Below are 25,613 nucleotides of genomic sequence, written 5' to 3' on the forward strand. Positions count from 1 at the left end.
ATTTATAAACTTAATCTTTTGATTGTCTGTTCAAGCTCTGCTTTTAAATCTTCCGGAAGATTGGCTGTTTGTTGCATCTTCTTTATTTCTTCAAGAATGTGTGGCCGTTGTACAGAATTAGTAAACCAACCTAATGCTTCGGCCATTACTACACGTACTTCCTGTGGATTACCGGCATCACGAATTACATTCAAATAATCATCCACGTGGAAATGGAATGTATAGTTACGCACATTGCGGATTGCACTGATACGTTTTGCTTCCGGTGCAGCTACATCCATCAAGGTCTGATGGACTTTTGCCTCTTGTACAAACATTCTTTCCAGGCTTCTTAGTAATCGTTTTTTCTCTTCGTTTTCATTCAAACGGTCAACTTTTGCATAAAAGTCTTCTATTGTCTTTTCTACTTTCTCTTTCGGATAAAGGCTTAAAGCCTTGTTGGCACTCATTTGTACGCGTAAGCGTTCATTATGTTCGACCAATGCTTCCACAATAGCGGGCAATAAGGAATCGTCACCTACAAATCCAGCATAAATGGCACTTTGGCGAGCTACCATTTCATAAGTATCGTTCAAACCTTCGCGTAATGCTTCGATGAAGTTGTCGTCCTGATAACGGCTCAACAACTTGATAGCTTCCATACGAACCGTATTGAAGCCACTTTCCCGGTACTTCTTCAGGAGCAACGGAGATAATTCCTTTTGGGTATCGGCGTCAGCCAGCATACGCATGGCCAAACTTTGTACATCAGCGTATGGGCTGTTTAACAAATTCTTCCAATAGGCTTTGTCATCTTTGTGTATTGTTATATCGGTACTTAAAGTATTGGCTTCGATAGGAGCAAAACGGAAAGTGGGATCACCAAACAAATGACCTTCAAGTGATACGATTAGCTTATTGTATTGCCCGGCTCGTACACCATGGGACAACAAACCAATCATTTCAATAGTCCAGCGGTCTTGCAATACGTTACGGGTATTTCCTTGTGCTACTAATGTCTGACCGTCATTAAAGATATATTGTCCTGCTATATAGTCGTTTTCGTGAAAAGAACCGTTGTAGCACGCATCAAACATTATCATCTTCGGATTAGTGGAAAGATTTCTCTTCATTAAATCTTCCGTTACGATACGTTCATCAGCGTAGTGAAGAGAGTCTGCTTCCCAGAACTTAGGATTGTCCAGGTCTTTAAAAAACACCTCATTCACTTGTCGTTTTTCCTGCATCTGAATACGTAAGGTGTCTTTGTCACGTTTTCCAACATGGGACATGACTGCATTATAAAGTGTACTCTTCAACATTTTATAACGATTATTGAAATCAGTGCATGCCAATTCATCATTAATAAGCTGCCCTGTTGGCATTCCATGTTCATGAAACATAAATAAGTCAAGGTCCTTTCGTTGCAATTCGCTGAATAACTTATATTTCATAGGGTGTTTCATTCGGAAGTTCCAATGTTTGAATCCCATTTGACGACCAAAAGCTAATGGAAAGTTCTCCATATAAGCTTTTTCGTCATCCATCCATACAATCAGGCAATCGGAATTGTAAGAAGCACCATTGAATGAGAATACCCGATCTAATTGATTATGCTTATCTGCCTTGGCAGCAGCAGCTTTCTTCAGATATGAGGCAATGGCCGCATATTTATCCCCTTCCTTTTTTTCCGGATACTTGATACGAGCTGAATAGAAAGTAGGATTTAGCCGCTGGGGACTGTCTTCTGTCAATTTGTAGTAGAAATGCTGATGATTTACTGAGTCTTGCCTGATGAACTCAAACTTTAAGTTCAGATCATCATAAAAGCGGTCGGTAGGTACGGAAGACTGATCCCAAGGAAAGGCTTTCTCATTCATTTTGAATGCAGTAGTCATGTGTTGCGCATTACGTACCAATGCGACAGGCACATCGCCGATTAAAACCAGACCTTCCAATGAAGGGCATTCTTGATATGTTTTGATGATTATCTGTTTGACTTGATCTGGATTTTGCCAGTCACCGCTGATCAGATAAGTTGCCAAACCATCATCTTCAACCGCAGTTTTGTACTGATGCATGGCATCTTTGGTATTTGCATAAGTTTGGTTATCTGTTATGATAGCAAAAGCGGTAGGTTGTTTGACCAATGGCTTTATGACTGTTGTTTGTGCATTTCCTGCCAATGGCAAAAGAAATGCCAGATATATTATTTTTTTAATCATGGCCAATTAATTTTTAAGTCTGTAATATGTACGGTCGGCTTCTTCACGAAGGTTCTCGGATAAGCTCTTATCTTTTCTCAGTTGATCGCATACCCGAAGGATGTCAGGCTTCCGATAAGAATGAGTGAACCAAGCAAAAGCCTCCAATAAACAGGTTTTTAGCTTTTCACTTTCACTGGAGTCGGTAAGTAAAGCCAAGAGGCCGTCTACACAGGCATGTGCCATATGATTTTTCAGAGAATTGCAATAAAGGATGCGCCAACGTTCGGAAGTTTCTTTGCTTAATAACTCTTTTTGCATGCTACGACTATTATTGGCATTCTCCAAAACCTTACGCATCTCCTCCTTGTCTTGCAACACATAGGTCTCAGCCATTACTTTATCAATTGCCGCCTGTACGGCTGCCTGATCAAAGACTTGAAGCCCCAAACTCACATTAAATGCCACACGCTCGGATAGGTTGTCTTCTACATAGGCTTTGATTTGCGGATAAACATACTCGTTCAGTCCCACATGTTGCATCATACGAACAGAGGTGCGACGAATAAATTCATAGGAATCCGTAATGGCCAAGTGTAAGACTTCCCGGAAGTTTTTGTCACTAATCTTCTCAAGCAATGCCAAGCAGGTGAAACGTACCATCATGAACGAGGAAGTTTCAAAAGTTTTTCTTAATAAATCAGAAATACCCGGATAGTCATTGCGATAAAGGTTGTGCAAAGCAAAATTCTGTATGTCGGCATAGGGCGACTGTAATAACTCCAACATGCGGGACTCGCTATATGGTTCTTTGAACAAAGCATTGGCATCTACCTCATTGATAGATTGAAAACGTAGAGTAGGGTCACCGGTAATGTGCGATTCGAGAATATTCGTCAATTTAGCCCATTGCCCCACTCGTGCTCCCATACCTAACAGGCCGAGCATCTCGTTTGCCATTTTATCTTGCAGTACATTGACTGAATTGGCAAAAGTAGTTACGCATTTTCCTTCCGACATGATATAACGTCCGGCAATGTAATCTTTTTCCCGGAAATCACCATTATAGCATGCATCGAAAATTACCATACGGCTATTAGGCTTAAACTCTGTAACTTCCGACAGGATAATACCGGTGCGCAGGTCTAGTAAAGAATCTTCTGCAATTACTTTGGGATCATCATAGCCTGCAATCCAAGTAGTGTCCAAACCGTATGTGTTTTTCATCATATCCAGCATTTCGTCGAAAGACTTTTTGTTGTTTTGCTTTCTACGCGCTAAACCACGATAATAGTACTTCATTGCATCTACATGAGCATTCCACCTATTAGTAGCGGGACTACCGGAAAGATATTGACGTTCGGGCATACCATGCTCATGAAAAATAGACAAGTCCAGATCTGTGCGTTTCAGCATATTAATGACATCGTCCTTGGGATAATCGCTGAAATTATAACGGATGAAACGGGCCCGTCCCTCTTTATCGAATACGCCCGGCATTTGTTCGCGAATAGTAAAGGTTTCCGGTGTCCATGCAGTCAATGAGTTAGAGTAAGAGCCATCACCTGTATAGGAGAAGAATTGGTCTAATTTATTGTTTATCTGGTGCTCAGCCACCACTTTTTTAAAATAGCGGCTGATTTGCGCATGCGGTTCTTCGCCGTTATCAACAGCTTTGACACGTGCAGAATATATGTCACACCGAATTTGCTGTGGAGATTTTATAGCCAAATTATAATAGAAGAAATTATTTTCGACACTGTCCTGTTTCAAAAAATCGAATTGTAGGTCGAAATCATCGTAGAAACGGTCGCTGGGCACTGAAGAATCTCTCCAGTCATTGTTTTTCTCATCCATTTTAAAAGCGGAAGTCATATGCTGGGCTTTGCGGAGCATTGGAATAGGGATATCACCGACAAATACCACTCCTTCCAATTTATCCTTTTTGTAGAGCTTAACAATAACTTTCTTTACATCTTCCGGTTTATTCCATTCATTGTATACGATGAACGTAGGCAACCCTTCCATTCCTAGAATCTCCTGATAGGCTTTAAGCTCGGCTTCACAAGCCTGAAATGTCCCTTTATCTGTAATTACAGCAAAAGAGGTGTCCTTTACTTTCACAGCCGGTTTAACAAATGTCTGTGCCCGCAGAGATAATATGCTGCAGAGCATCAAACTTCCAGTTATTAATTTACGCATGTTTTGTAATATAGATTTCGTTATGTAGCATTAAAAATTACATCCTAAACTTATCGATAAATGAGTACGCCCATCATAATCATAGTCAGAGGTATTTACACGATCGAATACAACTTTTGCAAATAAGTTCATACGTCTGTTTTCTCTGACTTGTTGCGAATACGTTATCGACCCGCCAATACGATAGTAATCACAGGTATAATAATTAGTCAGCCCTTGTTGTAATTCGGTTACAGTTGGATAGTCTGCATGGCTGCCACCATATACATATTCACCTCCCAGATTATTGTTATACGCAACATGAACATCTATTAAAAGCCTGCGATTCAAACTATTGCCTAAAACAAAATTTTTTTTGCCACCTAAGCCTAAAGATAAATTTTCTGCATTCTGTACAGAATTAGGCATTAAATATTCATCGTCTTGCTTGGTATAATTCACATTTAATTCTGCTTTCCAACTATATTCATTCCCGCGGTTTCTGCTTAATGCATAATTAAGAGAAGCGGTTTGTGCCTTGTACGTAGAACGGATGTTATTATATAATTCCACCCAGCCACTTTGTGATTCAGAGTTATCGCGTTGAGAAATATACTGAATACCATCGATGTTACGATTTGTATATGTGGTTCTCATATAATTGGTATAGTCCTTTCCTTCCTGAATCATCGTTAAAGAAACATGAGCAGTTTTATCTTTTACACCGGCTATTTTTTTAGGAGTCGTATAGCTCTGCTGAACAGTTTCCGCTTTTACATCGTAACTGCCCTCAAGCAGTAAATTGAAAGAGGGCATACTGAAGTTGTACTGGAGAGCTCCACCGAAACGGTCTCCAATATAATTGCTGGTTACACCGCTGCCTATTCCTTTTATGGCTGTTCCCAAACCGTATAATATATAATAGTCCTGATCCACATAAGAGTTGACATTACTCATTCTTGAGTCTTCCTTGATAGAACTATACTTGAAACTTGCACCAAACTTGTGTGAATTATTCAACTTGTAAGTAATCCCCGGCGTCAGTCCCAGCGTATAAAAACGGGTATCCACACGCGGGTCGCGCTGTTTGGCAGCTAATGTAGCTACATAATTACCTTCCAACCCCAATGCCCAATGATTACCAAGTAAAGGAGTAGCTGCACGAAACTTCAGATCGTAATATTGATTTCTCCATTTGCTTAAGTGCTGGTCTGCGACATAGTAAGGCATTCCCCTGAATGGATCGGCAATGGAGGCGTTATATCCGGCATCTGTCAGATTTTTTTGTGCAAAATTAAATGCTCCCCACACATATGCATTTTTCAGATTGATAAAGCCTTCACTGGATACACCTACGATAGCCTCTTTCTGCCCCTCTTGCGGACGGCAATAGTTTCCGTCCTGTAAGTCATATCCCAATATAACATTCGAATAATTCTGAATATCATCGAATGGCATACCGGCAGCATTCTGTGAATGAGACCATAGTCGTCTTGTTTTCAATTGTTCCATAGCGGCGGGAGAGAAGCCCTGTGCCGCTCCCACCATACTTACAAGGCAGGCTATCATTACCAGCAGGCAGCTTTTCATATAGTTCATATATTGTTTTTTCATTGTTCTGTCTTTTTAGTTAATTATTACAATGTGTGATTCCATGAAGGCATTTTTGCTCCATTACGACGCATTACAGGAACAACGCCACGTTCAAAGTCATCCGTACTGTTGTTTGTATCCTGATATATATATGTACCTGTTTCTTCGCGAATAATAGGATTACCTTCTTCGTCTGTGGACAATTTGCGAGCAATACCTAAACCGCAATAAGTAGCTCCTACCCAAGTAATACCTGCATCAAGTACACCGGGGACACGTTTTGCATTCATCTTTGACTCATTGTTTACTGCTTCAACAGCATCCAATACATATTTAATAGGTATTTTTGCATAATAAACATTGCTGTTCGGTTTGCTAAGATCTGTTGTCTTCATATTTTCATCGTTGACCGGATCCCAAGCTTCTCCTTCAGGAACACGAAAAATCACATAAGCACCTCCGAATACGGATGTCAAATATTGTGGTATACTTCCCATCTCTGCTTTTCCTTGGTAGAAAACATGTTGCATATCATAAGCTGCCTGGTCAGGGAAGTTTGGATTATTCATATTAAACTCAAACTCAGAACTACTGCCGTCTATAGGACTTTGAGGGTTATAGATGTCCAACTGATGGTTAGCGGCAAATTGAGAAATGATGCAAGATTCACCTGGCGCTAACGGATATTCGGTTCCATTTCCTGGAAATTTCCACACACGTTCTCCATATGCATAATTATTACCGTCCGCTTCCGGCCAAATAGGTAATTTAGTGGTAGCTGTACCCGGAGTTAAATTTGCGAAATAAATACCGTCCAAATACAAAATGTCAGCAGAGTTATTGTATATCTCATAGAACTGGTCTCGGAAATAGACTCCTCCTTTTTCCGGACGGCTACCGCAATAATAAATCTCCTTGAATATTAATGGGCTCACTTTAAGCCCTTGTACTTCAATATTCAATGCGCTACCATGCTTAAATAATGCCGCATTTACAGAATTGCCATTGATGTAGTATTCATTGTTTTCTGTATCGATCGCTGTACCGGATACTGTTACCGAATAAATTCCGGGGATAATTCCGTCAACTTTCACACTATTATCAGTTACTTCTTTTACATAATGTAAATCTTCATCGTAATTGTCGAACTTTACAGTCAGATCTTTCAGTGTGGATATATTTTCAACGGTAATATCCAAATATACATCCACTGTGATAGGATTCACTTCTGCTGTGCCAGACATGTCCCTGAACGAATCGCATCCTATCAAAAGGGTACTTGCCAATGTAAACAAATATATTAAATATTTTTTCATAACTTCCTAAACATTATAAAGTGAGTGATAATTCCAGCCCAAAGAAAAATCGGTTATTCAATTGAATATATGAACCCGGATTACGTTTGGATTCTCTGCGCGGATAACTTCTGAACATATTGTTGGCAAAGAAAGAAACACGTAGCATATTGCTAATTTCTTTAGTTACATTCAAGTTAAAACAAAAATAAGGACTGTATGATTCTTTTATAGCATTATTATGACTTACATTATTCAACATATATCCATATCCTGCATCCTTTACTTGCTGGGTAGTGGTATATTTCCCCTTGGGAAACATATTTACAGACGCATCTTCCAATGCTAAATAGCCCACAGGTATAGAATCGTTTCCAAATGTATTCCAATTAGACTGCTGCCAAATAGCTTGTGCTGTCATCGTAACAACAAAACCGATACGCGGGATATTGTGAGTGGCACGTAAAGTCGTTACAAATTGTTGTTTGTAACTTGCATTGCCTTCTTGAGAATAAATGGCCACCGGTTTACGGGCTGAAGCAGCATCTTCGCTATTGTCATAGAAGCTATAACCCTGACGCCAACTCTTAGTACGCATCCATGAGCCATTTATTTGGAAGGCCGTACGGATAGCATCAATACGTCCGATATTCAAATCAAATTCTAAACCTTTAGTTTCTATATTTAAATTATTAGTTGGTTTTGCATAAGTAGACAATACCGGTAGGCTACTACTAAGCTCTATCCCGTTTTCTGTGCGCTGGTATTCATTGTAGATAAATGTATTGAAGGTGTTGAAGGTTTGGCTCATTACATAACCATCCTTCAGACGCTCCTTATAAGCTATTACATTCAGATTGGTTTTACCCACTCGTAAATTAAAACCGACTTCTGCTTTATGATTTTGGGCAATCTTCAAATCTGAGTTATCTACTTGCCGAACTTCTGTGGTAGTCATAAACAAGCGCTGGCTTTCCGGAATATTTTCATTGGTAAGCTCATTTATATTGATATATTCAAAATATGCATTTTCTGGATATAAATAGAGAAGAGAAGGCATCTTTGCAGCAATACCGTAACCTCCCTGAAGACTTAATAGATTCGGAATCAAATCAATGGATGCATTTACACGTGGCGAGAAAATGCCTCCTACTACTGAGGTATGATCATAACGCACACCAGCCTGAATGTTCAAATCATGCGTACCGCTTATGGACCATTTGAAATTATCTTCCACATATGCACCAAATTGGTTAATGAAAGGAATATCCTTATAGTTACGTGGACGGAAAGATGAATTATGACCGTATTGACTACGATAAGGAGGAGTACTTGGGTCATAAGTTTTTCCTTTACCAACGTTACCGTCACTCCGGAAATCCGCACCAATCAAGATGCGGTTGTTTACATGACCGCTCGCCTTGAATAGAGAACTCGTCACTTTAGCAAACAAATTAACTTCACGACTATCGATCTCATAGTGTCCCAAATAGCTGCTTGGTAGATAAACAGCATAATGATTTATGTCTTCCGGTCCAAAATTAGTAATTTGATTACCATTGGCATCATAGATATGCTGACCTGCAAAGTTACTAAGTACCGCACCGTTTGTAGTGGTCATGGAATAAGGAGATGTAGCAGAACTGTATACGGTTTCATAATAACTGTCTTTATCCATATACGTACCTGACAATACATAGCGTAGTGTTTTTAACCAGCCCTTATTTATATTCCATGTACCATTGGTATTCAAAGTAAAACCTATATCGCGGCCTTCCGAAGCTGTTTTAGTTTGTTCATCATCAGGATTACGTTCACGTTGATCCTTACCATAAATAAAATCAAAGCTGGAATTGGTACGTAACTTATTATTAAAGAAAGTATTTGAATAGAGCAACTTTGTTGTGGCACGCTGATAGTGCTGGTAACTGGATATTGGATTATTCGTATTATAAGCATAATCTGCACTTACATTTAAAGCGCCTTTCTTTTTTCCAAGTTCAAAACCGGTTCCCATAGACACCTGATAGATATTGGGATTGGCTTTTGCTTTGACACGTAGCGGCTCACGACCAGCTTTTGTATTAATAATTACTGCTCCTGAGGTCAGATCACCATATTCAACAGAAGGGATACCACGAACGATTTGTATAGACTCTATATTTTCAGTAGAAATACTACGAACATCGGTTCCACCAGCCGGCGAGGCACCTCCGGCCAATGAAGCGGGTGTTTCCGTACCACTTAATACCGTAGGGCTCATCGCAGATAGATTAGCATTATTTGAGATGGGGGCACCATCACGAATTATTGCGGTGCCCATAGCATTCATCGGAGCTTCCGGACCACTGGAACTGGAAACTTGACGGATGTTAATCTGTTGTGCCGAACTCATATCTTGATTCTGTGAAATTCCACCTGGCATCAATGACATTACATCATATAAACTGGTCGCTTGCATATGGTCCATAGCAGAGCGGGAAATGTGAGAAGATGTGGATTTGCCTGAACGGCTGTTGGTTGCAGTTACTGTAACTTCTTTCAACTTAAAATCCTCATTCCTCATTGTAAAATTAAGAACCAAATCCTTATTTACATTTATTAAGGTGTCAATGGAGACTTTGCCCAAATATTGAATTTGCATACGAATTTTACCAGTAGGTACGTTTTCCAGTATGTATCTACCATTTTCATCAGAGGTTGTCCCTAGTGCAATTTCAGGAATAGACACAGCTGCAAATTCTAAAGGCAAACGCTTGTTGTTGTGGTCGTACTCATAAACAGTGCCTGTAAGTTTTACTTTGTAATTGTTTTGCGATTTGATAGGGAGGGCAATTCCTATGCAAATAAGTATAAACAAGTATATAATATTACACCCCAAAATACCTTTTTTCATAAGTAACATCATATTTATTAATAATGCAAAATTATATGTAAATTTTAAATTAAAACAAACCATTGTGTGTAACAAAACTAAAATTATTAAAAATACATGTTGTTTTTGTTGGTGCCGTTGCATAATCTCACAGACCTCAACCGTCTGTTGTCTAACAATATAGCAACTGCATTATATTTAGGAAAATCCAATATATATTAGTACTTTATTTAAGTTCCATACATAGTAATACGGATCTTGAGTGATTAAAAGCAAACTGCAAATCTAAATAAAAAACGGGATGGTTGTAGTTCTGATATGCTATATCTTAATACAACGCAGATAAATACTTATATTTTCATTGATAGATCTAACTAAGTTAAAAAACGGATTTTCTCCAAAATTCTTCTGATAGCTCCGTTCCAGCCTCATATTTATCGCACTTTACAGAAGCCCCAGTTCAAATATAAGGAAACTGTATCTCTCTTCGATAAAAGATCTATTTTAGGACGCAAAATTAGATATTACAAAAGATTATAAAAATACCATTTTTTGGGTATAAAAACGCATCTAATACCTATATATAGGTATTAAATATCATTGGCAATGTATGTTCCATTTCATTAAGCAAACAATTTTTTGTATAAAATACAAATAGTACTTTTTTACCCACTTAAAAAGTGCAAGAATGTATAAAAGTCCATGTGTCAGCTATAATAGGGGCATGAATAGGCATCCGTTCCATACCTGTCCCTATTTGAATCGGTCACCCCACAGTGACCGGACATTACTCACCCAATTCGGATTCTCATTACAGTAGGCAACGAAAATCTGTATCAAGTTCCAAAGCCCGAGAATCATTCCATTAAACCTGGCAGGAATTGTGACAACATGTCTGCTTGAAACAGCTACTATTATGGTATCATGCTGTATTGTTATGCTATATACCATGTTCTAAGTCAAAACTCTTTTTTTTTAGAATTGAAGGTTTAAGGCTCCATCCGAAAGTCAATATCACTTTCTCAAAATTCTTTTCTACAGCACCCTTTGTATAAGTTAGGATGTCTTTCTCTAGAAAATTTTTGAAATCAGATGAACTCATGTCTCTAAAAATGTTTATATATTCTTTTTTAAGAAATTCATTTATGGCATGTGCCGATATCTTTTTTTGCGTGCACTTTTCTATAACATATAAGTTGCTTGGTACCGGTACCATCGTGTCCAGCCCCATGAAGATATTACAGTCTACCATAAGAGTATAAGCGCCGCTCTCGGCAAGAGGTGCGGAAATGCAGTAATTGGCTTGCTCAAGCAGAGAATCCACCAGTTCTTTTGTGGAAGAACTGATACTATTGGCCAATTGTTCATATCCTCTTAGATTCAGTTGGGATATGGTCTTTTCGATAGCCGGGATGAATTTCATTCCTGGACCCAGGTTCAAATCAAATCTTTTGTAATAGACAAGAAGCTCATTCCAATCTTTGTACCGTGAAGGTTTGATGATATTTACATTGTCTATACCATGTTGTTTAAGATACTCGCCGGAGGAAAATGCATCTTCTTTGAAGGTCTGTGTGTTTCCATCCGGGAAACTTAAATAGATGGTCTTATATGTGTCTCCAGTGTTGGTCCTTGCAAAAGCTTTACATTCCTCACCTTTGAGATAATATGCTGTGGTGATGTCAAAACCATTACCGCTGGCATCATTGTCATAGCAACAATTCCACTTTACCTTATCAGATGGGAATATACGGCTTATATTCTCTATTTGGGATTTGGTGACATATCCCCCCGTGCTTATGAATGCGCATGTGGTTTCTTTAGTATAATGGTTTATTTCGTAGAAACTCATTGCGTCAATAGCGGATTCAAAGAGATATATGTCTGTAACCTTGTCAAAAGGAACAAAATTGGCCATCCAACAGCTTTGTGCCTTGTCACCACCCGTGGCAAAGGCTTTATAATTGGTATTGGTCTCTGCAAAATAGTTCCTCATTTCAAAGTTAAGGATTTCCATCTGGGAGGGTTTGCGGAATGGAAAGCCGATATGATTGTTTTTTCCTACCTGGTAGATGAACAGTCTATTGGCGAAATCCTCCACAGTCTGTGGAGAGAGCTTCCTTTGGACGGTCAAATATGGATTATCCTTTTTGATAGGACGAGGATTCCAATAATTCAAATTGGATTCAATATCATTTGGATTCAGTCCCAGCAGAGGATTGTTTACCGTTTCGGTATCTTCATTGGTGATCTGTTGAGTAGGCATTGGTACACCATCAATGACGAAGAGAGGCTGGGTTCCTCCTGTGACGGAGTTGACACCTCTGATTCTGAAAGTCATTCCGCTTGACAATGAACCGTCTGTGGGGATAATCTGTACTCCGCTGATTTTGCCTTGTAGTGCTTGCAACGTCTGCGTAGAACTACTGTTTACAATATCTTTTATATTCACAGAAGCAACGGCGGTTGCAATATCACTTTTTCGCTGGCTACCATAGCCTACAACAACCACCTCATCCATCTCTGTGACTGAAGGGTCTAGAATGATATCAAATCTTCGGTTCTTTCCGATAGTGATAGTTTTGGGCTTATATCCCAGATAACTGATGACCAGTTTTTCAGAAGGAAGTACTTTTATCGTGAACTTTCCTTCTAAATCGGTGATTACTGCATTGGTGGTACCTTCGATATTTATCGTGGCACCGATAAGAGGTTCACTCTTCTCATCCAACACTTGCCCTGAAATAGTTACTTGCTGTGCTAATGCTACAGTGAAATGTAGTATTAGAAACAATGTGCTTAATAGTACTTTTCTCTTCATAGTGCAGATATTAAAGTTTATAATAAGGATTAATACAATTAGATTTAAAATGGTAGTGCAAATAAAGCGAATTATAATATCCATGTTTTGACCTATTGTACTTTTCTCTTGACCAAATTACAGACTTTTTCTTCAAAGGTAATCGCTTTCTATTAATTTCATTTATCACCGCGTAAAATTATTCGATTGGACTTTTTATAGTGAGTATTATCATGGGGAGTATTAAAAAAGATTGGATATGAAAAATAGTATGTTAAATCATTCTGTTTTCTCAAATATGCAGTGGGGTGTGAGCGCAAGGAAAAATATCTGTAGAAATTGATAATAATGTATTTTATTCAAACTTTCCATTTATCCAAACTCTATCAGTTATCTGCACTTAAATCAGGCTTTGATATTTCAAGAGTTTGGATAAATGATTAAGGATTCAGTCTGCATTAATACCGAACATAGCAGTCAGTGAACGATTGATACCTTACGTTCGCATCGTGCGAAGTCTATTCCTTTCCACACGGTTTTGCGTCCGGCTGAAGATGCACACTCGGCTTGCGCCTTGTTCCTTTGCTGTTTCTTTATACTTGAAGTTCTACAATTCGTTTCACAAAGAATTACCCTGTGGAAGTCTGCCCGCTTTCGCGTAGGGTGACGTTGAAACCTTTATCCAGGGCATTACACCATGGCATTCGCTTTCTCCACAATCCTTTACCCGCACCTCATTCGGCCGCTCTTACAATTGGCCACCCATCGGTTATTGGCTGACGGGAGAGATACGGGCTTACCAAGTTTCGCACAAATAACTGACGACCGACTTAGACTCCGCCTATCCACCAGCAGTGCGACATCCGTGTAGCACGATGTAACAGCGTACTATCCTGACTGCTTGCCTTTTGGAATGGCCCATAAATATCCGTGAGCTAATTCATAGTCACGATGGTACGGCGATTCACTTAGGTTACTCATATCAGTCAGCTTTGACATTCTTCGCCTATGATGCTTAGGTTGGAACGTCGTTGTCAAGAGGGCTTCGCACCCGACCGTTGCCAGTCACGTACGCCTCTTCAGGCTACTATTGATGGAACAATAGGTTCAGACACGATGCTGAACAATTACTTGTGTGACCTCTTGGCGCACATTACACTACTAAGGTAATGCTTTTATAGGAGAAGTCACATCTGTAAAAAACTTATTATCATGCAATTATCTTACTTTATCTTAGGCTAAAAGCCCTTATTCAAGGTGTCTGTATCCTATCATCCGCTACCGCTCGGTATCGGATTCCTCCAGACCGATGGCATGGCATATCTCCTCCACCAGTTCAGGAAGGCCGGAGTCTTTCTCCTGACGGGGATCGGGTGGAAACAGCGTGGAACGAAAGACACCCTTACAGACAGGGTCCGCCTCCTTGTTGTAGCGGAGGGTGTTCGGAATGTGTGAGGACAGCAGCCGCAGCCCCATCCTGTGGATGACCCGGTTCCAGGCATCATACAAATTCTTCCGTCCCCTTCTATCCACCATGTTCCAGAACAGCCGGATTCCTTTCAAGTTGCAGTTCCCCTTGGCGATCAGCTCCTCTTCCAGCACCTTGGTAAACTGCAGGGAACTCTGCATGACGATATTGTCCGCCTTGAGCGGGACAAAGATATAGTCCATCGCGGCAACGGTATGAACCACCCCCTCGCTGCGGAGCGTTCCGGGAAGGTCGAAGAGCACGATATCGAAAGTCTCCCCTTTTTCGTCCATATAACGCCGCAGGTCTTCCACCCCCTTTTCCGGGTCGCTTTTGATGACCGGATAGGCAGGCTTACGGATTCTTTCGTACTGCCGGTACAGGTTCACCTTCAGGTCGTCATTTTTCATGACATTCTCCATGTCCCTCTCACGCATCAGGGCGATGCTGTGCTGCGGGGAGTCACAGTCCACAACCGCCACACGCACGTCTTTGCGGTAATGCAGGACACTGGCCAGCAGTACCGTAAAGACGGATTTTCCCACGCCACCCTTCTGGCTGGCGATGGCAACCAACAACTCTTTTTCTTTTTTCATCATACTTCTTTTTCATTAAAAGTTAAACACTATTGTTTCAGAAACAAAAATAATGCTCCCATCGGGGGAGATCCCCTGTCATGGGGGACGAGCCTTTATGACCGGGCCGGGCAGGGACTCCTCCAGAATCATGTCCGTCGTTTCCCTGTATTCTTCCAGATGCCGCGAGACAAGGTGGTTGATGAACCCCTCCAGAGTGACCTTTCCGTTTCTCGAGGCTCCCGCCAGGATGGACAGTTTCCGGTGCAGGGCGGCGGGAATATGCAGCGACCGACGCTGCACGCCCGCAATGCCATGCAGGTATTCCTCCCCGTAGACGGACGGTTGCATGGGGCCATTTTTCCTTGCGGGACGTATAATGTCGTTACCGGACGTTCCACGTCTCTTCCGGGGACAGGCAGGCGCTTCCCCCATGATCTCACGGATGCGGTCCGCGTCCATCCCGCCAAGACCAATCCGCTCTTTTACGTTCTTTCCTGTCATGATATGCCTTCTTGGACAATGACAACGTTTTATCGGCGAGGTGTTCCTCCCGGCTGTCCGTCCTCATCCCAGGGACGGTAGACCTCACCGAGCAGGGAGGCGATGTCCTCCCTGTGTTCCTCCATATGGAGTTCCAACAACCGGATGATAAAACCGGAGATGCTGCCGCAGCCGGCGGCCCTGACCAGCATGGCGATCCGGCGGTGCAGTCTCCCATCAATGTAGGCGGTCTTCCACTCAGCGGCTCTGGGAGCGGGAACCAGAAACCTCCTCTTGTATTCCTCCGGACCTGTCACTTTCCCTGCCCGGACCTGACTTCCATGACTTGGTATCTCCACCACTGGTTCCAGGGATGGGGAAACGGGAGCTGACAGAAGGTTCCCCGTGAGTCCGACCCTCTCGAGAACGATATCGGAAAGCCGGTTCTTTTCCTTTTCTGAATCCATATTTTAAAATCTTAAATTATTAAATTACACAACTGGTATTGTCTCGGAATACAAAATAAAGGAAGAAGAGAACAGGATGAAACCACCTGTCACTTATAGTCATCCAAAGTCAGTTATTGTCATGATACACATGACGGGGGGGACGGAGATGCCGTTCCGTTCGGACGGTTCTTCCTATGCGGAGGCGACATCAGAGGCCCGTAGTGGTGTGGAAAAGCGAGCGGGATTCCGTTTCCTTGTCCACCGTTCCTTTTTAATCCTTATGGGCAGGCGTGAGAGCGCGCATCCGTCCGGATACGGATTCTTAAATTATCGGTCTATGGGAGTGTAAAAGTATTAATCCGTTAATGGAGAATTATGAAGGAAGACCATAAGGTGTACACGGCTACATTCTCCATTTGCAGAAGTGTAGAAGTAGTAATCCATTAATGAAGATAATGCAGAAAAACCATAAACCATATACGGCTCACTGCCGCTCTCCATTTGTAGATGTGTAGAAGTAACAATCCATTAATGGACAATAGGGCATGTAAAGGGCAGATTTCCCGTATATTCGCCTCCTTATTCCCGAATTATGGACGTAAGTCATATGATTATGGAGAGATATCCACCCTTTTATGGGGAGAGCAGCCGGCAAACACCTGATGGAAATGCCTCGTAAATCACAGGAGAATAGCCATACAATGGGCTAATACACAATAATTATTGGATAAATGTGGTCCGCTCCTGCGGACAGCAAGTTGTGTTTTCGTTTAACGAAAACAGGACGGTTTAACGGAGAATACACCGATAAACCGTTACTTATTTCAAGCTCCAGCGTCGCTTTTTACATATCTAACTATAATTCATTTGAAATCACAAAACAGATTGAACCGAATGTGGTTAGTTTGTCTGTTTATTTCATGTCCGAATCATTAGTATGCTATGTTGCAAAGTTCGTATTCATTATGAAAAAATCCGCTTACGAGAACAAGATATTCAGGTAATTTGCCATCCTTTCCCCAAAGAAGTTCGATGTTAAAAAGTTCAGAAAGCGTTTTGGCTATGTCAAATCCGAAGGCTTCGAGTGACGGACGCACTTTTTCCGGGTGTCGGCATGGTGTGCCGCAGTTACGCGTACACTCGTTATCTGAGCAGTGAAGACATTTACCTATATAGGCAAATGAACGCCCTCCATATTTCCGTTCCATATCCAATAATTCGCTCTCGATTCGTATCCGTTCCGGTAAAATGAGTTTTTGTGTATATTCAATCGGAATATCTTTGTCTTCAGGGATTATCTTCGTTGCCATAAGATGTGCATACTTGTATTGTCGGAGAAACGATTCCGTATCAAAATCAAATGGAGGACACCCCCAACTTTTACCGTAATTGGTACATTGTTTGCAAAGTTCAAGAAAATGTGGTTCGTCACGGAATTCGGCGATGTATCCTTCAACAGTGATGTCTGAAGTAAAATTTTCTACAGTGTATATACTCATTGTTTCAAAATCATTGTACCGCATAAGGAGTCGAAACGGATGTTTTCATTTTGGAAAAGTCTGTCAATGTATCCGCTTTTCTGCATTTCAGACGCGGTCAAGCAACTTAAATTCGGGGTATCTAACAATGCTATCGAATCGCACATGGACAACGCGATGTCAAGTTCATGTGTCGAGAACATGATACATTTTTTCTCGTCGTGGACAAGCCTACGAAGCAACGCCACAAGTTCGTAGCGATTAGGCATGTCAAGAAAGGAAGTCGGTTCATCAAGGAGAATGATAGGAGTATCCTGTGCCAATGCACGAGCAATCATCACACGCTGGCATTCGCCATCCGACATTTTATCCATCGTGCGGTTTGCATAAGCCTCCATTCCCACCGAAATGAGCGATTGCATGACTATCTCCTTATCTGTTTCTTGCATCCTACCTATCCAGTTGGTATAAGGAGCACGGCCTATGGCTACGACATCCTTGCACCGCAGGTTGGCGATGCGCGTGCGCTCGGTCGTGACGACAGCCAGCGTTTTTGCCATATCTTCGGTTTTCATGCAGGCGATGTCGTGCCCGTCGAGAATGATTTTTCCGGAATAACACCGGTTCAGACCGGCTATGGCGCGGAGCAACGTCGATTTTCCTGTCCCGTTTCTTCCGATAAGGGCTGTCAGTTGACCTTTTTTTATCGTGGCATTTACCTCGTGGAGCAACGAGTTTTCTTTGTAACCTATGGAAAAATGCTGTAATTCTATCATGCGGTGATGGATTTGTTGCGTAAAACCACCCATACGACGATTGGGATTCCCAATAGAGCTGTAATGGCGTTGATCGGCAAGGTGAATATTTTAGAAATGATGTCGCAAAGAAGCAATATCGATGCTCCCGAAAGAATTGTTCCGGGCAGAAGGACATGATGATCGCTATTTTGGAAAAGCATTCTTGTGACATGAGGCATAGCGAGACCTATGAAACCTATCGGACCGCAAAAAGCGGTTATCGTTCCGGCGAGCAGCGTTGTCGAGAGAAACAACAGGCTGCGTGAACGCCGAATATTCAGTCCCATTGTTACGGCATATTCCTCTCCGAACAGCAGGAGGTTAAGCGGTTTGATGGTCAGTACAGCCAACAGCAGTCCGGCAAACACCGATGGAACAAGAATCAGAAGTTGTCCGGAGGTGACGTCACCCAAAGCCCCCATCGTCCAAATGACAAAGGCTTTCAGCGATTCCTCTTTGCTGAGGTACTGCAATATCTGCACGACAGCACCTACGCCCGATGAGAACATCATGCCCAGAATCAGGATTACCATGATGTCTTTTATTCGCTGTCCGACGGCAGTTATCACGAGCAACACGACAGCCGCACCCACCCACGCTGCTCCGGCAATGCCTATTGATGAACCGATCCCGGCAAGTACCACAAGTGCCACACCGAGACTTGCACCGGAACTGATGCCAAGGACATAGGGACCGGCAAGAGGATTACGGAAGAGGGTCTGCATCTGAAGACCGCTGACCGATAAGGCAGCCCCGGCCAACAGTGCCACTATAGCTTTTATGAGGCGTATGTTGAGTACGATTTTTTCCGTGGCACGGGAACAATTTCCCCCGGTCAGTGCTGCCCATACATCGCGGATCGGAATGTTGACAGCTCCCACGGCCAAGTCCAGTAAAAAAAGACCGACCGTGAGCGTAATCAATATGGAGAATAATATAGTCGAACGGGAACGCATCTATTTCAGTTGCTTGTAATACACACACTCTTCCTGCACCAGTTCAGGATGGAATATCTTCACGAGGTCGCGGAGCACGATGTCAGGATTCACGACGGCAGACTCGTAATAGTCGTTACCCCCGGCTGTGTTGGTACGGGCGTTGTTGTTATACACCTCTCCATTTTTGAAACATCGGGTATCGGTGAATTTCGGACATGATGCCTTCAAGTCGTCAAGGGAGTTCGCCATTCCCACGTTCAACCACATGTCCGCATCCGACGCGAGCAGATATGCTTCTTCTAAGTCAATGGGGATAGAAGCGTTTCCCGTGTTCTTCTGGTAGATATAGCGGCCTCCCGCATCAGTAATCAAGCGGGCTACATAACTTTGGGTTGAAGGCATGAACCACGAGTCGCCATAGGGAACATTAAGCATAACCGAAGGAGTGCCGAGGGTACTGTCGGCCACTTTCTTTTTCAAGGCGTTGTATCTGACCGGGATTGCGGCAAAGGCTTTTTCACCCTTCTCACGTTTTCCTGTGACTTCTGAAAGCACTACCATCCATTCGGCCTTGCCGAGAGGCGACTCTTCAAGATAATCGCCGACATACATGAACGGTATGTCGAGTTCTTCGAGTTTGCTTTCCATTGCGCTTGCGCCGTTCACCCCATAGAGCAGAACGAGGTCGGGATCGAGCGAGAGCAGCAACTCGTAGTTGATGTTCCCTTCATAGCCGACATCGCCAATACTGTCGCGGCGGGCTTGGATGTCTGGGTTGGAAATGTAGTCGATTCCCGAAACGCCGGTTATACACCGGACTTCACCGATTGCGTCAAGCATGGCGATATGAGTGGAAGACATCGCCACGATACGTTTGGCGTCTCCTTTGAGTACCTGTCCTGCAAACCCTTCGGGAACCTCTTCACCGTTGCGGACGATAAACAGCCATGTGGTTACACTGTCCGCTCCCTGCCAGGGATTCCTGACGGTTATCAGTACGCTTTCCTTCCCGCCCGCCCCTTTGATGTCGAAGCCGGAGGCATATTCGGGAGCATAAAGCAGCAGGTTGAAATCATTGATTTTTGAGCTTTTGTTGTGGCAGCCTGTAAATGCCAGAGAAAGCAACAAAATCAGGCTTAAATTCTTTAATGCGTTCATATTGATGCAGATTATCGTTTACTATTTTTGTTTTTTCCGAACTTGGGTGTTATGCCGATGAATATCTCGAAATTGATGCCCGGCATGGGACGGGACAATACGGAAAGGTATTCTTCATCGAACAGGTTGTTGATGCTGCCCTTTAGCGACAGATCGGCCCATCGGAAAGAGAGCTGTTTTTCCAGTGTCACGTTATTCATGAAGTAAGGGGGCAGATAGCCCGTCAGGGTATAGTCATTACTCGACATGGTATAACGCTGGCTGTAATAACACCATTTGTAAAGCAGGCTCCATGTCCGCCATGACAGACGTCCGGTCACCGTTGCGGAAAACTCCGGCACGTATGGCAACTGTTTGCCGACGGATTGGTCTGCCGGACTCATCGGTTCGCTCTCGTTGATCGAGGGAGTCCACGAGAAAGTTCCGTTCATATCCAGTTTCCAGTCCTTTCCGAGCATTATATCAAGGTGGGCGTTGGTCTCTGCCCCGTAAGCATGTACCTTTTTGAGGTTTCTGGGGGAGAAGAATCCCTTGGTTGTGGGTAGCCAGATGATCCAGTCGTCGATGTGCGAATCGAACCAGTTGATACCACCGCTCAAAGCATATACATTTTCTTTCCCCACCGAGAACGACAACCCCACGTCGTATGTGAAGCCGTGCTCGCTTTTCAGGTCGGGATTACCGCCCGGCAGAAAATAGAGGTCGTTCAGCGTGGGAAAACGGTAGTTCCGGGAGATGGATGCTTTCGCCACGATATTGCCTTTTTTCGACAGTACCCCGTCGATGAAGAAAGCCGGGATAACCGGGGCCCATTCCGTACCGAACATATCCTCGCGAAGGACAAGCGAGGCGGCAAAACGATCGACAGGCCGCCATTTCGCAGAAACGGAACCGGAAAACTCGACACGTCCCTTGTCATACCCGACAACAGCCTTGTTACCTTCCTGCGAGATGATATTTTTGTCCGCGCTTTCCACCAAATGCTGGTGTACGGAAACACCGGCCGTGAACAGCCATTTCTCTGAAGGAGCATAATCCCCGTCCGCACTTCCGTAGAACGTGTTAATCTTACTGCGTGAGCGGGTCATCGAAGCCATTTCGCCGTTTCCCTTGTCCCGCTTGTAATCATAGGCCATCCATGTGTGTATATAGCCGCCTTTTACACCGACCTTCCATTTCTCCCGCACGCGATCCCACGAGAGGACGCCGCGAAACGTCTGCTCCCTTTGGCGGTTCTCGAAGTCCATGTCGTTCCCGTAATCCGTGCTGAGCATCGCCAGTTCCCGGTTGGAATTGATATACCAGGCGTTTAGCCCGAACTTGTCGCCTTCGCCCGTGTTATAATAAATTTCCTGCAAGACGTGCAGATCCTTATAAGCCCCGCTGCGGTTGCGTTCCGTCGGGTAATAGGAACCGATGATGTTCTTGTCCTCGTCATAGATGTTTTCCTTCTTGTCCCGGTTTCGGTATTTGTAGTCGTTGGGGGAAGAGGAATACACCACACGGGTGGAGGACTGCCAGTGTTTGTCACCGTAGGTCAGGCGGAGAAACTCGTCGAACGTGCTGAACGACCCCACTCCCTGCACGTACTGCAACCCGAACCCTTCATGGTTGGCCGGAGAAGTGGAGAGCCTGACCAGACCACCCAAGCCGCCGCCCGTTTCGTTTACCGATGACGTTCCGTGCAGCAGCGAGGCATCATCGATAAAGTAAGAAGGGATGGTGGAAAAATCCGTCATGCCCAGCATCGGGTTGTTAATGCGCATACCATTCCACGTCACTTGGGTATGCGAGGGAGAGGTACCCCGGAAAGCCACGGTGGATAACGTGGCGCGTCCGTAGTTCTTGACAAAAACGGATGAGTTGAATGTCAGCACATCGGCCATAGACAAGGCGATGTTCTCTTTCATGGCGATGGAATCGAAACGGGTTCGTTGCACGCCTATATCCTTCATAGGTCGTTTGCCCACCACCGTAACCTCCGGAATACGTAGTACCCTTTTGGTAATGCTGACGGAATTTTTCTGCTGGGCGGCAAGCAGAAAGGGCAGGCTTACCCCCACGAACAATAGAATAAGATGTCTTTTCATTTTTGTCCTCCTTCCTCGTTATTTCCAGCAGAAAGCTCCCGGAATGATTCCCACGTAAAATTCATCGATCAGCTTGCCTTGCGGCGAATAGCGATACACGATACCTTGTTGCTGGTAATCAATAGCGTCGGCCACATATACCTCCCCGTTGTTGGGATTGACCGTAAGGCCGTAGTATTTGGTGTCCCGAAACTCCAGAAAAGGCCGGACGGGAACACGGTCGGCTTCCACCGGCATTCGCCAAATATCGTTGTTGATCCAGTAAAGTGTATCCCGTGTACCGTTGAGCTGGACTTCCGAAGGCCAGTCGCCCAGCTTAAACTTGAACTGTTTCTCTACGGTGAAAGTCTCGGCGTCTATACGATAGAGAGACGGTGCCTCGTAACCGTATGGGCTGCCCTCGTAACCGCCATCCGTGATGGTCCACATCTTGTTGTATTTGTCCATGACCAGCGAAGTAGGTTGTATGCCGATGGTCAGTTCGTCCACGACCTTGTCCGTCTCCGTGTCGATTTTCAGGATGCGGTTCTGGTACGACCAGCAGTTCACATAGACGTACTTGCCGTATTGTACCATTTGTTCGGTGGAACCCGATTCCATGTCCATGTCTGGACATTCGATATAGCCGGTAATCTCGTATGTCTTGGGGTTGATGATGAAGATACGGTAGTCCCATATCTGCGTCACATAGGCTTTCTCATCCGACAGAAAATGGATATACCGGGGTGAGGTGAAACCTGTGATACGGCCCACTTCCTTGAAAGTATTGATGTCGATGGCGAAAATCACATGCGAGTTGTTCACCACGATCCAGCCTATACCGTCCCGGATAACCATAGACTGGGCCACATCGCCCAACTTGAACCCGTTGGCACGGTAAAACACTTCATTCTCCACTTCGCACGTGGCGGGATCGTAGTAGGAAAGCGTGGCATTGCTGTACTGGAAATTCCCCTCGTTGGTAATGAAAAGACCAGAGGCCGATACAGAGAAATCTTCCATCTCTCCGTAATCCCATTTCATGCAACTGCCGAAAACTGGCAGGCAGAAAAGAAAAAGGCAAATCCGTTGTATTGTTCTGCTCATTGTCATTCGGATAAAAAAGAGTACCCGAATCATTACGGGTACTCTGGTTAAGGTATAAGGTTTAATCCTGCTGCGTATATTGTTTGTCCTTCATATTTTGGAAGGTTGGGTTATACCCACATTTCGTCACGCTCCAACTTTCCCCCGTAATCATTCCGTTTTCTATAAACTTGCCGAAGAAAGTGTAGTCGGTAAATTTCGTCAAACCGTCAAAAACAACCCCATGCAAGGTCTCCAACTTCTCCATGGAAAGTGTTTCCTGAGAAAGAGAAGTCGCACTTTTTATCTGTAGCGTACCATCTATAGTCTGTAATTTATCACAAGTAATGCCTGTTGCTTTATTAACGAACAACCCTTCACCTCCTACGTGAAGCAATTCCGGAATATCCAGCGATTTACTTTGTAAAGATATTGCTAACGAACCCTCTCCCTCTTTATAATATACAGGAGAAGCTGAACAACAAACTTTGGATAGTAAGGGCAAGTTACAACTGGTAAAATTTCCAGATAAATAGAACTGTCCTCCCACTTCTTTCAAGACTGGCATTGTGATTGAAGCAAACATGGGTATTTGGATATATCCATATCCATCTATGATTTCCAAGTCGGGAAATTTGGCATTGCTTCGCATTTGGCCTGTCACATTTAGATTTCCATATACATGTTGAATTGTCGATATGGTATAATCGGTATTGTTGGTGGTTGGCTTACAAGTGAAGTCTTTGATATTCTTGAACGTGATTTCAGGGAACTTATTATTCGTGAGACTGGTGATGACAAAATTTACATTTGACAAATCTTCGGCTGTTTCAATTTTGGAGAGCTGCACCTTGTTTATAATTTCAATCTGGGGCGCTGTTTCTCCGAAGGTTTCAAATCGGGCGTTCGGCAACAGCAGTGTTCCGCTCACATCTTCAAGATAATCCAGCGTGATGCTTCCAAGTGTGGTGATCTTGCTCCAGTCGGGAAGTTGTTTGAGTGCCGTGAAATTCTTTATCTTTATCTGTCCCTTTATCGTTGTCAGTTTGTCCATTCCACCGAAAGCCTGAAGCACGTCATTTCGTTGGGGAACAAAACTACCGGTAGGAGGAGCTTCCATATTGGCTTCCATAATAATACTTCCGTTTACTGTTTCGATTTCCGGAAGGTTGATGGTTTCCAACATCACGGGGACGGTATGGAAATCAAGGCCACCGGTCTCTTTCAGCTTAAGGAAGCTCATGGAAGTCAGCTTGGCAAGATTGTTTACGGACAAGACCCCTCCGACACTTGTCAGTTCCGGTATTTCCAAAGACGCAATCGAACCGGCTGCTGTGTTCTCTTCATTGAGTCCTTGAAGATTCAGATCCTGACCTACAGTAGTCAGAACCGGAAACTCAAAACTCTGTAACGACGACGCATTGAACATCACGCTTCCTTCAATAGTTGCCAGTTTCTCGAATAGGACATACGTCACTTGGTCGTTATATACCGATATGTCTCCGGAGAGCGTTTCCAATGCTTTCATGGAAATCATGTGAAGTTCCGTAGCTTTCGAGGCGACATCGGTCGAACCTACCTGTAAACCTCCGGCAGAAACGATATTATCCAACCCTGTCAAGTCTGCACCGTTGTAACTGTTACGAATGACAATGTTGCCAGTAACCTCTTTCAAAGATGCCAATGCAGATATGTCAGTGATTTTTTCTGCCTCTTCCGCATCAGAGCCGATAATCAGGTTCCCTTTGACAACGGTTGTTTTGGTTGCGGCAAAAGAAGCTACCTCCTCGGTGGTCTTCAACTCCACATCTCCGTCAGATTCTATCTCGCTTTTCACGACCTTATAGGTATATTCGCGGGCATCTCCGTTATAGGATGTCACCCGGAAGGTTCGTTCGTTATCCCAGTCCGTTACCGTTTCAGGATCAGGTATGATTGTTGCAGAAGTTGTGTACTTGAATTCCACTTCGGCGTTGTTCAGCGATACCGTATAGGGAACGGTTATTGTTACTGTATTGTCCGTAATGTCGGCCGTGTACGATTTCCCGTCCACGGTCATCACGACCGATGTGATGAAATTTTCATCTGCATCTTCAGGTATAATTTCATCGTTTTTGTCACACGCTCCCAAAAAGAACAAGGATAGGAGCATGGGAAGAAAATAAATTTTCATACTTGTAATTTT

General features: G+C 43.4%; 19 protein-coding genes. 3 read left to right on the top strand and 16 right to left on the bottom strand.

Annotated features, from left to right (window positions below; all coding sequences use genetic code 11):
- Nucleotides 1-2: 2 nt before the first annotated feature.
- The 6 genes from CS948_RS04205 to CS948_RS04235 all read right to left on the bottom strand — a co-directional run bounded on the left by CS948_RS04205 (nt 3) and on the right by CS948_RS04235 (nt 12,948).
- Nucleotides 3-2,204, bottom strand: coding sequence for a HEAT repeat domain-containing protein (locus CS948_RS04205; protein WP_004311266.1), 2,202 nt, complete (start codon nt 2,202-2,204; stop codon nt 3-5).
- A 6-nt stretch (nt 2,205-2,210) separates the two neighbouring features.
- Nucleotides 2,211-4,385, bottom strand: a complete 2,175-nt coding sequence (locus CS948_RS04210) for a HEAT repeat domain-containing protein (protein ID WP_005651733.1) — start codon at nt 4,383-4,385, stop codon at nt 2,211-2,213.
- A gap of 30 nt (nt 4,386-4,415) precedes the next feature.
- On the bottom strand, nt 4,416-5,978 hold the full coding sequence (locus CS948_RS04215) for a DUF6850 family outer membrane beta-barrel protein (RefSeq protein ID WP_004327091.1): 1,563 nt from the start codon (nt 5,976-5,978) through the stop codon (nt 4,416-4,418).
- Nucleotides 5,979-6,001: 23 nt separating this feature from the next.
- Nucleotides 6,002-7,273 (bottom strand): DUF4876 domain-containing protein, encoded by a 1,272-nt coding sequence (locus CS948_RS04220; protein WP_004312956.1) that lies wholly within the window; start codon nt 7,271-7,273, stop codon nt 6,002-6,004.
- Between the two features lie 13 nt (nt 7,274-7,286).
- Nucleotides 7,287-10,157: a TonB-dependent receptor gene (locus CS948_RS04225; protein ID WP_004311273.1), complete on the bottom strand. Its 2,871-nt coding sequence runs from the start codon at nt 10,155-10,157 to the stop codon at nt 7,287-7,289.
- Between the two features lie 910 nt (nt 10,158-11,067).
- Nucleotides 11,068-12,948, bottom strand: a complete 1,881-nt coding sequence (locus CS948_RS04235; RefSeq protein ID WP_004327093.1) for a carboxypeptidase-like regulatory domain-containing protein — start codon at nt 12,946-12,948, stop codon at nt 11,068-11,070.
- 987 nt (nt 12,949-13,935) lie between these two features.
- On the opposite strand from CS948_RS04235, the gene CS948_RS21595 reads away from it, so the two are divergent.
- Nucleotides 13,936-14,097 carry a hypothetical protein gene (locus CS948_RS21595; protein WP_153862836.1) on the top strand — a complete coding sequence of 54 codons (162 nt, stop codon included), beginning with the start codon at nt 13,936-13,938 and terminating at the stop codon, nt 14,095-14,097.
- A 108-nt stretch (nt 14,098-14,205) separates the two neighbouring features.
- Here the strand turns inward: CS948_RS21595 and CS948_RS04240 are convergent, their stop codons facing one another.
- From CS948_RS04240 to CS948_RS04250, 3 genes are all read right to left on the bottom strand, one after another.
- A complete protein-coding gene (locus CS948_RS04240) occupies nt 14,206-14,994 on the bottom strand; it encodes a ParA family protein (RefSeq protein ID WP_004311277.1) in 789 nt (262 codons plus the stop codon).
- Between the two features lie 75 nt (nt 14,995-15,069).
- Entirely contained in the window at nt 15,070-15,474 is a 405-nt protein-coding gene (locus CS948_RS04245; RefSeq protein WP_004315818.1) for a DUF3408 domain-containing protein, read from the bottom strand.
- A gap of 29 nt (nt 15,475-15,503) precedes the next feature.
- Entirely contained in the window at nt 15,504-15,920 is a 417-nt protein-coding gene (locus CS948_RS04250; RefSeq protein ID WP_004327094.1) for a DUF3408 domain-containing protein, read from the bottom strand.
- A 121-nt stretch (nt 15,921-16,041) separates the two neighbouring features.
- Here CS948_RS04250 and CS948_RS04255 point away from each other — a divergent pair, with 121 nt between their 5' ends.
- Nucleotides 16,042-16,251, top strand: coding sequence for a hypothetical protein (locus CS948_RS04255; protein WP_005829337.1), 210 nt, complete (start codon nt 16,042-16,044; stop codon nt 16,249-16,251).
- A gap of 583 nt (nt 16,252-16,834) precedes the next feature.
- Here CS948_RS04255 and CS948_RS04265 read toward each other — a convergent pair.
- The 3 genes from CS948_RS04265 to CS948_RS04275 are packed head-to-tail and all read right to left on the bottom strand — an operon-like array spanning nt 16,835 to nt 19,043.
- A complete protein-coding gene (locus CS948_RS04265; protein WP_004289236.1) occupies nt 16,835-17,401 on the bottom strand; it encodes a DUF2284 domain-containing protein in 567 nt (188 codons plus the stop codon).
- Nucleotides 17,398-18,156: an ABC transporter ATP-binding protein gene (locus CS948_RS04270; RefSeq protein ID WP_004289235.1), complete on the bottom strand. Its 759-nt coding sequence runs from the start codon at nt 18,154-18,156 to the stop codon at nt 17,398-17,400. Before CS948_RS04270 ends, CS948_RS04265 begins: the two co-directional genes overlap by 4 nt.
- Nucleotides 18,153-19,043, bottom strand: a complete 891-nt coding sequence (locus CS948_RS04275) for an iron ABC transporter permease (RefSeq protein WP_255301878.1) — start codon at nt 19,041-19,043, stop codon at nt 18,153-18,155. Before CS948_RS04275 ends, CS948_RS04270 begins: the two co-directional genes overlap by 4 nt.
- Here CS948_RS04275 and CS948_RS21840 point away from each other — a divergent pair.
- Nucleotides 18,967-19,152, top strand: coding sequence for a hypothetical protein (locus CS948_RS21840; RefSeq protein WP_255301881.1), 186 nt, complete (start codon nt 18,967-18,969; stop codon nt 19,150-19,152). The two genes, CS948_RS04275 and CS948_RS21840, sit on opposite strands and share 77 nt — an antisense overlap.
- On the opposite strand, the gene CS948_RS04280 is transcribed toward CS948_RS21840, so the two are convergent.
- From CS948_RS04280 to CS948_RS04295, 4 genes are read right to left on the bottom strand one after another with little or no spacing between them, the layout of a single operon-like run.
- Entirely contained in the window at nt 19,134-20,273 is a 1,140-nt protein-coding gene (locus tag CS948_RS04280) for an ABC transporter substrate-binding protein (protein ID WP_004289233.1), read from the bottom strand. The genes CS948_RS21840 and CS948_RS04280 overlap by 19 nt on opposite strands.
- Before the next feature lie 11 nt (nt 20,274-20,284).
- A complete protein-coding gene (locus CS948_RS04285) occupies nt 20,285-22,363 on the bottom strand; it encodes a TonB-dependent siderophore receptor (protein ID WP_004311295.1) in 2,079 nt (692 codons plus the stop codon).
- 18 nt (nt 22,364-22,381) lie between these two features.
- On the bottom strand, nt 22,382-23,482 hold the full coding sequence (locus CS948_RS04290; RefSeq protein ID WP_004293828.1) for a YncE family protein: 1,101 nt from the start codon (nt 23,480-23,482) through the stop codon (nt 22,382-22,384).
- A 28-nt stretch (nt 23,483-23,510) separates the two neighbouring features.
- Complete coding sequence (locus tag CS948_RS04295; RefSeq protein ID WP_004311297.1) at nt 23,511-25,601, bottom strand: lipoprotein; 2,091 nt, start codon at nt 25,599-25,601, stop codon at nt 23,511-23,513.
- Nucleotides 25,602-25,613: the final 12 nt, after the last annotated feature.

Source organism: Butyricimonas sp. Marseille-P3923, assembly GCF_900184685.1.
In the GTDB taxonomy this organism is placed as follows: Bacteria; Bacteroidota; Bacteroidia; order Bacteroidales; family Marinifilaceae; genus Butyricimonas; species Butyricimonas muris.